This window comes from Phnomibacter ginsenosidimutans, from assembly GCF_009740285.1.
GTDB lineage: Bacteria > Bacteroidota > Bacteroidia > Chitinophagales > Chitinophagaceae > Phnomibacter > Phnomibacter ginsenosidimutans.
The window spans coordinates 1,330,706-1,342,754 of sequence record NZ_CP046566.1 but is presented as its reverse complement, the minus strand read 5'-3'; the positions used below and the strand labels follow the sequence as shown (position 1 = coordinate 1,342,754).

Sequence of the window (12,049 nt, the reverse complement as noted above, 5' to 3'; positions counted from 1 at the left end):
ATGTATTGACTTAAAGTCAACGCAGCAAGTAATAGTAAGATTTTCATGTGCTTTATTAAAAATGAAAAATCGAAAATGCTTGTAAATCAGAAATCAGGATCGAAAATGAGTTCGTTGTAAAATTTGGTTCGCTTTGCAAAAGTTTACTTTAATGATTCCTTCAAAACCCAATTTCTGATTTTCCCTTTTATGAATGACGTGTGCTTTTCTGAGGAAAGATAAACCAGGTAGGCTATTAGTAAAGCAATGGCTATAGTGAAGGCGAATACCCCCATGCTTCCAGTACTAATGGCCTCACTTTTGGTGACACCCAGGTACGACAACAGTGATATGACAGGAGCATGAGTTAAGTACAAACTGTAGGAAAAATCTGCTAGTTTGCTTCCGGTTTTATCTATTTGTATGGCCAGCTTATTCGTTGGCTGACTTTGAATAAGTTGCCGAATAAAAAGAGATGCAATAACAGCAAGTAAAATGGTTGTTACACTATCATTTAAAAATGAAATGCCAAGGCTTACCGCTTTCGTTGGGGCTGTAAGCTGAGACAGTGCAACAGCCGCCATTAACATCAATAGCCAGAATACATTTTTAAAGATTGAGGGCTTAGCAGATGCCGGTATAAAGTATGCGAAAGCGCCTATCAGCCAAACAAATAAATACTTTGCTTCAAACTCTTTCGTAAATATTAGCAATATAATGGCCAGTAATACAAATGCGAATAATATACTCCAGCGTTTTACTCCGCGGGTAATGACCATAACTGCACCCATAAACACATAAAACCATACTTCATATGCCAATGACCAAACCGGATAGTTATAATGAAATGAAGTAAAAATTCCCTGTACAGAAAAAAGACTGCCTAATAAATCGATATACGGAATCGGTTTCCCAATTATCAAATCAATCAGCACCACTAATAAAACAGAGGCTAACAAAGGAGTAATGATTCTGACGACTCTATCAATGGCATATCTTGTAATATCCACTTTATTGCTCAATATTTTTTCAAGCGACCTGCCGCCAACTAAGTACCCGCTCAACACGAAGAAAATCAATACAGACTCATCTCCCAATCTGGTAACCAAATAAAATGCAGTGGTGAATATGTTTTGCTGATGCTTTGGCAATTCGCTGTAATCCACAAAAAAATCGGCCCTGTAATGTGCTGCCACTACCGCAAAAGCGGCAATAAATCTTACTAAATCTAACCAAGGATAATGTCGTTTCATCTTTCTTACTCAATTATACTGCATACAAAAAGTCCATACCAATACAATACATTGTACTGAATTTTAATCTTCAATAATACGACGTCTTATTGCAAGGATTTCAGCACTTGTAGTAATAATGGAAAAGCAGGCTCTGCCATCGTGCCGTGGTCGAAACCTTCGAGCTCAAACAGCTGCACTTGCTTGTGGCCTACCAATTGCAACATTCGCCACAGGTACGCATTTTCTTCGTAGCGGCCCAATAGCTCTTTGTTGCGGTCGCCGGTGATAAGGGTAATGGGTGGTGAATTAGGCCGCACATGATACAACGGTGCCATGGAATCGATTGTGGGTTGCTTTTCAGCAATGCCGTTTTCTTTTCGAATGGTAAAATGCGTAATGGCCTGCCCGCTGAATGGCACCAACGCAGCAATGCTGTCCGCATCCACGTCATGCACCTGTAAATACTTTTTATCCAGCGTTATCATCATGCCCAAGTAACCTCCTGCCGAGTGACCACTCACTACAATCTTTTTGAGCTGCCACCAAAGCGACTGATGTTTTTATACACCCATGCTACTGCAGCAAGCAGCATCTTCAATATATGCAGGTGATTGTACCTTTGGCGATAATCGATAGCCAACACCTACCACTATGTAACCCTTTTCCTGCAAGGCTTTGGGCAATTCCTTTTTGCCGCCGGTAATGCCACCACCATGAAACCACACAACGGTAGCTACCTCTTTTTTACCCACGGGATAATATACATCAAGTACACATTGCGATGCCTGGTAAGCATCCTGCTTTGTGTCTTCTGGATAATAGGACAGATTAGCTACTGTATGATAATTGGATTGTGCAAAGGCGGAAAAACTGCAACACAACAACAACCAGAAACAAATATTTTTCATGCACTGAAAATACAACCAGTGGCCACCTGTACAAAAAAAGAAACGGCCCGCACCGTTTGGTACAGACCGTTTACAAATAATGACTATTGCAATAAATTAAGCACCCAGTTTGGCTTGCAGGTTGCTGTCAATGGCATCGAGGAACTCTTCTGTATACAGATAGTGTTCGCCATGATTTACCTTATTGCCATGAATACATACGGCAAGATCCTTGGTCATTTTGCCGCTTTCAACGGTTTCAATACACACCGCTTCGAGTGCATTGGCAAAGTTGATGAGGGCATCGTTGCCATCGAGCTTACCACGGAAAGCCAAACCACGTGTCCACGCAAAAATGCTGGCGATGGGGTTGGTGCTGGTTGGCTTACCTTTTTGGTGTTCGCGGTAGTGGCGGGTTACGGTACCGTGTGCAGCTTCTGCTTCCATGGTTTTGCCATCAGGCGTAACCAATACAGAAGTCATGAGACCGAGTGAGCCGAAACCTTGTGCTACGGTATCGCTTTGTACGTCGCCGTCGTAGTTTTTACAAGCCCATACAAAGTTGCCGTTCCACTTCAGGGCACTGGCTACCATGTCATCAATGAGGCGGTGCTCGTAAGTTATGCCCGCTGCTTCAAACTGCGCTTTGAATTCGTTGTCGTAAATCTCCTGGAAGATGTCTTTGAATCGACCATCATATTTTTTCAGGATGGTGTTTTTTGTACTCATGTACAAAGGCCAGCCTTTCTGTAAGCTCATGTTCATACAACTGCGGGCAAAGCCTTTAATGCTTTCATCCACATTGTACATGCTCATGGCTACGCCCGGGCCTTTAAACTGGAACACTTCATGCTCAATTACCTGGCCGTCTTCACCTTCAAACTTCACTGTGAGTTTGCCTTTGCCGGGCACTACAAAATCGGTGGCACGGTACTGGTCGCCAAATGCATGACGGCCAACAATGATGGGAGCATCCCAGGTTGTTACCAAGCGGGGAATGTTGTTGATTACGATGGGCTCACGAAATACAGTGCCGTCCAGAATGTTGCGGATGGTACCATTGGGGCTCTTCCACATTTGCTTCAGGTTAAACTCCTTCACACGGGCCTCATCGGGGGTAATGGTAGCACACTTAATACCCACACCATATTCTTTGATGGCGTTGGCGGCATCCACTGTTACCTGATCGTTGGTTTGGTCGCGGTACTCCACGCCCAGGTCATAGTATTTAATGTCGATGTCGAGGTAAGGAAGAATCAGTTTGTCTTTGATGAACTTCCAGATAATGCGTGTCATTTCGTCGCCATCGAGTTCTACCACAGGATTGGCTACTTTAATTTTTTCTGCCATAGCTGTATAAACTTTTTGTAGGTTCTGCTCGTAATTACTGCTGTTAGAATATCTTATTTCAGCATTACGAATTTTTTCAATGAAAGGGCAACAAAGATACCTGTTTGGGCTATTCATTTTGGCCATGTTTCCAACGCTGATTGCGGCATCGTTTGCGGGCTGCACCAAGCGGAGTGCCGGCACTGGCCCCAATGTGGTAGTGCCGCCTCCCGACACGCTGCCTACCCTTGCCAAACTCAACTACCTGGCACTGGGCGATAGCTATACCATTGGCCAAAGTGTGGCGGTAGATTCCAGATTTCCTCATCAGGCGGTGGCTATTCTCAACAGCCGTGGCTACCGGCTGAATGAGCCACAATACATTGCTCAAACCGGCTGGACAACCGGTGCTTTGCTCAATGCCATTCAAACTCAAAACCCAACCGCCAACTTCGATGTGGTAAGTTTGTTGATTGGCGTCAACAACCAATACCAGCAGCGCAGTCAGGAGGAATACCGGCAGCAGTTTAGCAGCTGCCTGCAGCAGGCCATACGGCTGGCCGGCAACCGCAAAAACAGGGTGTTTGTACTCAGCATTCCCGACTATAGTGTTACCCCATTTGCCCGCAACGCCGATACCGCCAAAATTGCCCGGGAGATTGATGAATTCAACCGCATCAACAAAGAAATTACACTGGCCGCAGGCATTGTGTACATCGACATTACACCGGGTAGCCGCGAAGGCCGCACAGATGCCAGCCTCATTGCCGGCGACGGCCTGCACCCCAGTGGTAAGGAATATGCCAAGTGGGCGGCACTACTGGCCGATGCCATGGCACCCGTGCTGCGCTGATGCTTTGGCCAAAAGAAGTAGGCCCAACGCTTTCCGTTCATGAACCAATCGGCCCTGTTTGGCATTATTTATGTGCAGCAATGCAGGAAAGGTTTTAGTTTTCATCTCTCATTCATCAAAAGAAAAATCCCATGAAGAAGTTTTTATTGTTTGCCAGCCTGGCCGTAGTTATGACCAGTTGTTTTGGACAGGAAAAGAAACCTGCCAGCCCTCGTGAAACCGTGAGTAGTGCAGATGTAAGCGTATCATACGGCCGTCCTTCTAAAAAAGGCCGGGTGATTTTTGGCGAGTTGGAAAAATTTGGCAAAGTATGGCGCACAGGAGCCAATGAAGCCACAGAAATTACCTTCAAAAAAGACGGCATGTTTGGCGGCAAAGCCGTGAAGGCCGGCACTTATACCCTCTTCACTGTTCCTGAAAAAGGTGAATGGACCGTTATCCTCAACAGCGAACTGAAGCAGTGGGGCGCTTACAACTACGATAAGATTAAAGACAAAAATGTGCTGGAAGTAAAAGTGCCTGCTCAAACAACTACTGATGTAACAGAGCAACTCACCATTACCCTCAGCAGCAGTAGCATGACCATTGCCTGGGACCAAACAAAAGTGGAAGTGCAACTGCAGTTTTAAGTAGTTTTAGTAGATAGTAAAGAATACGGACTGTTTTTTGACACAGTCCGTGTTCTTTGTTGGTCACTTTAAAACTTATACAATAAAAAAAGCCGAAGCATGAGCTCCGGCTTTATATAGTTGGACAAAAGAGTCTTAGCTAAGTTTTTCTACCTGCATGTAGTTGAGTTCTACTGGAGTAGAGCGGCCAAAGATTTTTACAATCACCTTCAGCTTTTTCTTTTCATCGTTTACTTCTTCAATTACACCATTAAAGTCGTTGAAAGCACCGTCGATGATTTTGATGGTTTCGCCTACAATAAATGGTTCACTCATGGTGATGCCCTGCTCACTCATTTCATCCATTTTGCCGAGCATTTTGTTTACTTCGGCTTTGCGGAGGCAAATGATTTTTCCTTTCGAACCTTTTCCATCTGTAAGGAAGTGCATGATGTTGGAAATATTGCTGATATGCTGAATCATGTCTTCGTTCAGCTTACCATCAACCACTTCCATAAAAACGTAACCAGGATAGAAGTTCTTTTCCCGCATTACCTTTTTACCATTCTGCACTTTATACACCTTATCCATGGGCAGAAAAACCTGTACAATACGGTCGGCCCAGCCTTGGCGTACCACGTCTTTGTCAAGGTATTCTTTTACAGAACGTTCCTTGCCACTTACCACACGCAGCACATATACCACTTCGTGTCTACCTGAGGTGTAGTTGGTGTATCCATTACTTAAAGAATGAGTAAACGAGTTTGAGAAGATTTTCAGAGGCGATATCCATTACCCATACCATAGCGGTAATCAGCAATGTAGCAACGAGTACAATTACAGTTGATTGCTGCAGCTGGTTCCACGTTGGCCAGGTGACTTTTTCTACCAGCTCGTGGTAACTTTCCTGAAAATGGGTGCCAATTTTTTTCATACAATAGAGTGCTTTTCGCGAAAAGAAGCACGGGCAACAGGATTCGAACCCGTATCAACGGTTTTGGAGACCGCTATTCTACCATTGAACTATGCCCGTAAAAAAGAAGTACGAGGGTTGAAGAACGAAAGTAGAAGTTTTGTACAACTTCTGCTTTCGTACCTCGTACTTCGTACTTGATTATTACTTGATGATCTCAGTTACCTGACCAGCGCCTACGGTACGGCCACCTTCGCGGATAGCGAACTTCAGACCTTTTTCCATAGCGATTGGCTGAATCAATGTAACGTGCAGAGAAGTGTTGTCACCAGGCATTACCATCTCAGTGCCTGCAGGCAGAGCACACTCACCAGTTACGTCCGTAGTACGGAAGTAAAACTGAGGACGGTATTTGTTGAAGAAAGGAGTATGACGACCACCTTCTTCTTTGCTCAGTACGTAAACTTCACCTTTGAACTCAGTGTGTGGAGTAATAGAACCTGGTTTGCAGATTACCATACCACGACGGATCCGAGTTTTTTCAATACCGCGGAGGAGCAGACCAGCATTGTCACCAGCTTCACCTTCGTCGAGGAGTTTTTTGAACATTTCTACACCAGTAACGGTAGAGGTGAGTTTCTCAGGCATCATACCTACGATTTCAACACCTTCACCAACTTTGATACGGCCACGTTCGATACGACCGGTAGCAACTGTACCACGACCAGTGATAGAGAATACGTCTTCCACGCTCATCAGGAAAGCCCTGATCAACCGGGCGGGGAGGCAGCGGAATGTATGTATCAACAGCTTCCATCAGTTCGTCGATAGCAGCCAACCACTTTTCTTCACCAGCCAGGGCGCCTGTAGCAGAACCCTTGATGATTGGAGTGTTGTCACCGTCGAAACCGTAAGAGCTGAGGAGGTCACGAATTTCCATTTCAACCAGTTCGAGCAACTCAGGGTCGTCTACCAGGTCTACTTTGTTCATGAACACAACGATCTTAGGAACACCTACCTGGCGGGCCAAGAGGATGTGTTCTTTAGTTTGAGGCATAGGACCATCGGTAGCAGCCACAACCAGGATTGCACCGTCCATTTGTGCAGCACCAGTAATCATGTTTTTCACATAGTCAGCGTGACCAGGGCAGTCAACGTGAGCATAGTGACGATTAGCTGTTTGGTACTCTACGTGAGCGGTGTTGATGGTGATACCACGCTCTTTTTCTTCGGGAGCAGCATCAATTTCATCATAACCCTTTTTTTCTGCCAAACCCTTGTTAGCAAGGATGTTAGTGATGGCAGCGGTAAGGGTGGTTTTACCGTGGTCAACGTGGCCGATAGTACCTACGTTAACGTGGGGTTTTTCCCTCTTAAAGGTCTCTTTTGCCATTTTTATTTGTTTTTGTTGTGGTTTATTTATTCTAACAGCCGGCGAACCGGAAATTAAAAACTTGGAAACCGGAAAATCATACAGCTATGCTGTGTTTTCAACCGGATTGTAGTGGAGCCGTTGATGAGAATTGAACTCACGACCTCTTCCTTACCAAGGAAGTGCTCTACCACTGAGCTACAACGGCTTTTCAACCGATGACAACGAACTGCTGACATTATACAGTTTCTAAACTGCATCTAACCTGTCAATTGCCTGTTGTCAACTGTTCGGTGAGCGGGAGACGAGGCTCGAACTCGCCACCTATAGCTTGGAAGGCTATCGCTCTACCAAATGAGCTACTCCCGCAGAAGCTTGAGTAAAAACACTTTCGTGCTTCAACTCTCAAAAGAACTTTTTTCAGCAAAAAATGCAACAGATTGACTGAAGTCAATTGTTACATTCTCTTGTTGAGTGGTGGGCAGTGGAGGATTCGAACCTCCGAAGTCGAAAGACAGCGGATTTACAGTCCGCCCCATTTGGCCGCTCTGGAAACTGCCCTTGTAAAGCCAGATAAACGAGCCGCGAAGTAAGTTGTATTCAACCACACTGCAAACTCTGTTTTCCACACTTCAAATGAGCCACTTGTCGGAATCGAACCAACGACCTACTGATTACAAATCAGTTGCTCTACCAGCTGAGCTAAAGTGGCGTTTCTGTTGAATTTCCAGCGATGCTGCAATTCAGAACAAAGAACTACCCCGTTTTTTCGGGATGGCAAAAGTAAGCGAATTAGGTATACGTCAAAAAAAAATGGAAAAAACTTTTTTACTGCCCCATTAAGTGCTTTCTACAGCTATGGCAAAAGCCACTCAGCTGTTTGGTTTTGTCCTTTCCTTCCGCATCTGCCAGCAGGCAATTGGGCTGCTTACAATGTGGCAATCCGCTGGTATGTGCCAGTTCATGCAATGCTATTTTAAGGAGCTTGTGCCTACGCTGCTCTGCCGTGGTTGAAGCGCTATGCAACCTGTAATCAGACACTACACAAACGCTTCCTGGCTGATGTGCCAACCCCATCACTCCCCAATTGTATTGTTTGATGGTTGTAGCGGCAATGTCTTTCCCGGTTATTGCCAGCCGCTTTTCTCCCGGCAAGCGGGCATCTTTTTTCATCCAGTGCAAAATGCTATCTGCCCAGTAGCGTTTGCGGGCTGCATACCATGCATTTGCTGGAATGGTGGACGCCGGTAAAATTTCAACAGGCACATCTAAACTGTCTGCTATTGCCATTTTCAAAAATTGAAGGGCAGCTGTATCCGCATCATCCAACGGCAGTATTTGCACTGCGATGATAGGTTTGCTTGTAGCTTTCAAAAAGGTTTCCGCTGCCGAAGGCTGCTTGCAGGACCAACTACAACAGCAGCATATAATCAAGAAAAAGAATGGGGATGTAAAGTAGAAAGGCATGTATTCATGATTCATACAAAAGCCCCGCTTTGGAGGCGGGGCTTTTGTAAAATGTTAGGCAAGTTTTTCTTTTTTTCGTTTTATCTGTGTACAAACGCTTTCAAATGCGTTGTCAAATGACTCTTCAAAAGATTTACTACTGGATTTTACAAATACCTCGTTTTTAGGAATGGTGACTTTGATTTCTGCTACTTTGTCTTTGATGGTGTGTACTACATTGTCCAGTTTAAGAAATACATCTACTTTAATAATGCGGTCGTGATAGGTACTCAGTTTGGCGATTTTCTTGTTCACGTGTTCAATCAGTTTTTCGTCTGCATCAAACCGCACAGATTGGATGTTCAAGGTCATAAACAACTCAATTTTAAGTGAATAAATAAAGAACTAATCAGGACGATCCGTTGGATACTACATAGGCTTTGATTTTACTGGAAGTTACAACTTTTCAATTGTAAAAAACGAAACCCCATCTACTAATTGAGGAAATTTTAAGCCCACTATATTTTAAGCCTTGGGATGCGCCTGACGATGTACATCTTTCAGTTTTTCGATGCTGTTGTGGGTGTAAATCTGCGTGGCAGCCAAACTACTATGGCCAAGCAATTCTTTGATGGCATTAAGATCAGCCCCGGCATTGGCCAGGTGTGTTGCAAAACTATGCCGTAGCACATGCGGACTTCTTTTGGCCAATGACGACACTTCTCCAAGATACTTAACCACCGTTCGGTACACAATATGTGGCGTTAACTTCTTGCCCTTTTCATTTACCAGCACATAAGTTGTGTCCGGCGTTTCCAGTTGTCTTCTTTTTTCGGCCATGTACTGCGCCAAATGCGCCAGCAACAAAGGGCTTACCGGAATCAGCCTTTCCTTATTGCCTTTGCCCAAAATACGCAGTACCCGCTGCCCGCTGTCTACCTGACTTTCTTTGAGGTTGATCAGCTCTGCCCTACGCATGCCGGTCTGGTACAACAACTCCAGTATCATTTTTTCCGTAAAGCCCAGCCATGTATCAGGATACACAATGTTGTTCCAGAGTTTATCAATCTCCGTTTCGTTGGCAAATGAAGGCAGCTTGCGGGGCACTTTCGGCCCGTTGATAATGGCAAGTGGATTGGTATTCAACCATTGCTGGCGGCGCATAAACCTGAACCAGGATTTCAATGCACTCAGCTTTCTGTTGATGGTACGGGCCTCCATGCCATCGTCTTTTAACTGAGCCAGCCAGGTGCGAATCATGGATGTACTGATTTCAGCCACATCTGTACTTACATCAAACTGCTGTTGCAGAAAAAAACTGCACTGTGCTAAATCATGCTGGTATGCCTGAATGGAATGCGCTGAATAACGCTTTTCGAATTTTAAATAATCAAGAAAACGGGCTATCGCGGTTGATACATCCATACACAAGAATAGCCATAAAGGTATACCCCTTATGGCTATAGAATATTAATCGGTTTATCCGAGTAAATTATGCTTCGATTTTGCCGCTGGCAATCTGCTGCTTGTAAACTGCCTTCAGTACCTGAGCACGACGCTTAATAGAAGGCTTAGTAAAGCTTTGACGTTCACGCAATTGAGTCAGCGTTTTGGCACGTTCAAATTTCTTCTTATACTTCTTGAGTGCCTTGTCGATGTTTTCGCAGTCTTTCGAATCAATGATTAACATGGAATGATACCCCCTTTGGTAATTTTAAGGGCGCAAAAATAGGATTATTTCATTACCAGCCAACCTTTTCCTGCAATTTTGTTGAAACAGTTTGACGAAACTATGTTTACAGGCATTGTAGAAACCACCGGAACCGTTGTGGCAGTAAGCCAAACGGGCACCAACAGTACTTTTACCATCGAAAGTTCTTTGAGCCATACCCTCAAAACCGACCAAAGTGTGAGCCACAACGGTGTATGTCTCACAGTTGAAAATGTGGCCAATGGCACCCATACCGTTACCGCTATTGCAGAAACCCTCAGCAAAACAAACCTTGGTCATTGGCAGGCAGGCACCACGGTCAACCTCGAACGCTGCGTACCAATGAACGGCCGCCTCGATGGCCATTTGGTGCAAGGCCATGTGGATGCCACTGCCACCTGCGAATCAGTAAGCAATCAGGATGGCAGCTGGCTGTTTACCTTCAGTTATCCTCAACAATTTGCCCACCTCATTATTGAAAAAGGAAGTATTTGCCTGAATGGCATCAGTCTTACGGTGTTTAATTTGGTCGACAATCTTTTTTCTGTAGCCATCATCCCCTACACTTTTGCGCATACCAATATGCAGCACCTGCAAGCTGGCCACACAGTGAATATTGAATTTGATATGGTAGGAAAATATCTTGCCCGCTGGAAAGAACTTGGCGTATAAACTAAGAAGCTGTTACTCATGCAAAGCCATCCACATGTAGCCATTGCACTGCTCAATTACAACGGGCGAAAGCATCTGGAAACTTACTTGCCAAGTGTACTCAACGTTACTTATCCCAACCATAGCATTTGGGTAATAGACAATGCCTCTACCGATGACTCAGTAGCCTTTTTGCAACAGCATTTTCCACAGGTAAAATTGGTTGTAAACCCAATGAATGGCGGCTTTGCACAGGGCTACAACATGGGCTTACAGCACATTGATGCACCCTATATTTTACTGCTCAATACAGATGTGGCTGTAACACCCGGCTTTTTGCACCCCCTCACAGACAGTATGGAACGCCAACCCGATATGGCTTTTATACAACCACGTATTTGTGCAGACAAAAACCCACAATATTTTGAATACGCTGGTGCCGGTGGCGGGTTAATGGATATGCTGGGTTATCCTTTTTGCCGCGGTCGTTTGTTTGAGTCTGTTGAAAAAGATGATGGACAATATAACGATGAGCAATTGTTGTTTTGGGCATCGGGTGCGGCAATGCTTGTACGTAAAAAAGTGTTTGATGGTTTGGGCGGCTTCTACCCTTTCTTTTTTATGCACAATGAAGAGATAGACTTGTGCTGGAGAGCACTCAACAATGGATGGACAGTTGGGTATAACGGAAATGCAGTTGTGTACCACCTGGGTGGCGGTAGTTTGGCCAAAGAAAGCCCTCGCAAAACCTGGTTCAACTTTCGCAATAATCTGATTATGCTTACCAGAAATATGCCCATCAGTTGGTTGGTTTTACTACTACCCATACGCCTTGGCTTAGACATGGCAGCTGCGCTGCAAATGCTGCTTAGCAACAATAGCAGCAATGCATTATCTGTTATAAAAGCGTGGGGCGCATTTTTAAGTTGGCTCGTAATGCCAGGCAGCCAAAAATGGCCTGGCCACCGACAATCTTTTCGTGGACCGGGCCGCTACAGAGGCAGTATTGTATGGCAGCACTTTGTGAAGAAACATCGCCAAACATCAGCCTTTTACAAGCCTTAA

The 12,049-nt window shown here is 44.8% G+C and carries 16 protein-coding genes and 5 tRNA genes; 4 read left to right on the top strand and 17 right to left on the bottom strand.

The window, feature by feature from the left end:
• Window positions 1–143: 143 nt before the first annotated feature.
• The 4 genes from GLV81_RS05745 to GLV81_RS05735 form a co-directional block, all read right to left on the bottom strand.
• Window positions 144–1,232, bottom strand: coding sequence for an acyltransferase family protein (locus tag GLV81_RS05745; RefSeq protein ID WP_157477630.1), 1,089 nt, complete (start codon window positions 1,230–1,232; stop codon window positions 144–146).
• Window positions 1,233–1,318: 86 nt separating this feature from the next.
• The gene (locus GLV81_RS20030; RefSeq protein WP_246186273.1) at window positions 1,319–1,735 is read right to left on the bottom strand and encodes an alpha/beta hydrolase; all 417 of its coding nucleotides are present in this window, start codon (window positions 1,733–1,735) and stop codon (window positions 1,319–1,321) included.
• Window positions 1,736–1,774: 39 nt separating this feature from the next.
• Entirely contained in the window at window positions 1,775–2,122 is a 348-nt protein-coding gene (locus GLV81_RS20025) for an alpha/beta hydrolase (protein ID WP_246186272.1), read from the bottom strand.
• A gap of 96 nt (window positions 2,123–2,218) precedes the next feature.
• Entirely contained in the window at window positions 2,219–3,451 is a 1,233-nt protein-coding gene (locus GLV81_RS05735; RefSeq protein WP_157477628.1) for an NADP-dependent isocitrate dehydrogenase, read from the bottom strand.
• A gap of 79 nt (window positions 3,452–3,530) precedes the next feature.
• Here GLV81_RS05735 and GLV81_RS05730 point away from each other — a divergent pair, with 79 nt between their 5' ends.
• Together GLV81_RS05730 and GLV81_RS05725 are read left to right on the top strand one after the other, a co-directional pair.
• Window positions 3,531–4,283, top strand: coding sequence for an SGNH/GDSL hydrolase family protein (locus tag GLV81_RS05730; RefSeq protein ID WP_246186271.1), 753 nt, complete (start codon window positions 3,531–3,533; stop codon window positions 4,281–4,283).
• 131 nt (window positions 4,284–4,414) lie between these two features.
• Entirely contained in the window at window positions 4,415–4,912 is a 498-nt protein-coding gene (locus GLV81_RS05725; protein ID WP_157477626.1) for a DUF2911 domain-containing protein, read from the top strand.
• A gap of 135 nt (window positions 4,913–5,047) precedes the next feature.
• Here the strand turns inward: GLV81_RS05725 and nusG are convergent, their stop codons facing one another.
• From nusG to rpsU, 13 genes are all read right to left on the bottom strand, one after another.
• Entirely contained in the window at window positions 5,048–5,596 is a 549-nt protein-coding gene (gene nusG / locus GLV81_RS05720; RefSeq protein WP_157477624.1) for a transcription termination/antitermination protein NusG, read from the bottom strand.
• 34 nt (window positions 5,597–5,630) lie between these two features.
• Entirely contained in the window at window positions 5,631–5,825 is a 195-nt protein-coding gene (gene secE / locus GLV81_RS05715) for a preprotein translocase subunit SecE (protein WP_157477622.1), read from the bottom strand.
• 28 nt (window positions 5,826–5,853) lie between these two features.
• Window positions 5,854–5,924, bottom strand: a tRNA-Trp gene (locus GLV81_RS05710).
• Between the two features lie 84 nt (window positions 5,925–6,008).
• Window positions 6,009–6,554, bottom strand: coding sequence for an EF-Tu C-terminal domain-related protein (locus GLV81_RS21675; protein ID WP_425500011.1), 546 nt, complete (start codon window positions 6,552–6,554; stop codon window positions 6,009–6,011).
• A complete protein-coding gene (locus GLV81_RS21670) occupies window positions 6,475–7,197 on the bottom strand; it encodes a GTP-binding protein (RefSeq protein WP_425500010.1) in 723 nt (240 codons plus the stop codon). Before GLV81_RS21670 ends, GLV81_RS21675 begins: the two co-directional genes overlap by 80 nt.
• Before the next feature lie 112 nt (window positions 7,198–7,309).
• Window positions 7,310–7,384: transfer RNA gene (locus tag GLV81_RS05700), tRNA-Thr, on the bottom strand.
• A gap of 88 nt (window positions 7,385–7,472) precedes the next feature.
• Window positions 7,473–7,545, bottom strand: a tRNA-Gly gene (locus GLV81_RS05695).
• A 106-nt stretch (window positions 7,546–7,651) separates the two neighbouring features.
• Window positions 7,652–7,737, bottom strand: a tRNA-Tyr gene (locus GLV81_RS05690).
• 78 nt (window positions 7,738–7,815) lie between these two features.
• Window positions 7,816–7,888, bottom strand: a tRNA-Thr gene (locus GLV81_RS05685).
• A gap of 116 nt (window positions 7,889–8,004) precedes the next feature.
• Entirely contained in the window at window positions 8,005–8,466 is a 462-nt protein-coding gene (locus GLV81_RS05680) for a hypothetical protein (RefSeq protein ID WP_197428970.1), read from the bottom strand.
• A gap of 231 nt (window positions 8,467–8,697) precedes the next feature.
• A complete protein-coding gene (hpf, locus tag GLV81_RS05675) occupies window positions 8,698–8,994 on the bottom strand; it encodes a ribosome hibernation-promoting factor, HPF/YfiA family (protein WP_157477618.1) in 297 nt (98 codons plus the stop codon).
• Window positions 8,995–9,147: 153 nt separating this feature from the next.
• On the bottom strand, window positions 9,148–10,047 hold the full coding sequence (locus GLV81_RS05670; protein WP_157477616.1) for a tyrosine-type recombinase/integrase: 900 nt from the start codon (window positions 10,045–10,047) through the stop codon (window positions 9,148–9,150).
• Between the two features lie 67 nt (window positions 10,048–10,114).
• The gene (rpsU, locus tag GLV81_RS05665) at window positions 10,115–10,312 is read right to left on the bottom strand and encodes a 30S ribosomal protein S21 (RefSeq protein WP_157477614.1); all 198 of its coding nucleotides are present in this window, start codon (window positions 10,310–10,312) and stop codon (window positions 10,115–10,117) included.
• A 102-nt stretch (window positions 10,313–10,414) separates the two neighbouring features.
• On the opposite strand from rpsU, the gene GLV81_RS05660 reads away from it, so the two are divergent.
• Both GLV81_RS05660 and GLV81_RS05655 read left to right on the top strand, forming a co-directional pair.
• A complete protein-coding gene (locus GLV81_RS05660) occupies window positions 10,415–11,005 on the top strand; it encodes a riboflavin synthase (RefSeq protein WP_157477612.1) in 591 nt (196 codons plus the stop codon).
• A gap of 18 nt (window positions 11,006–11,023) precedes the next feature.
• Window positions 11,024–12,049 (top strand): glycosyltransferase family 2 protein, encoded by a 1,026-nt coding sequence (locus GLV81_RS05655; protein ID WP_157477610.1) that lies wholly within the window; start codon window positions 11,024–11,026, stop codon window positions 12,047–12,049.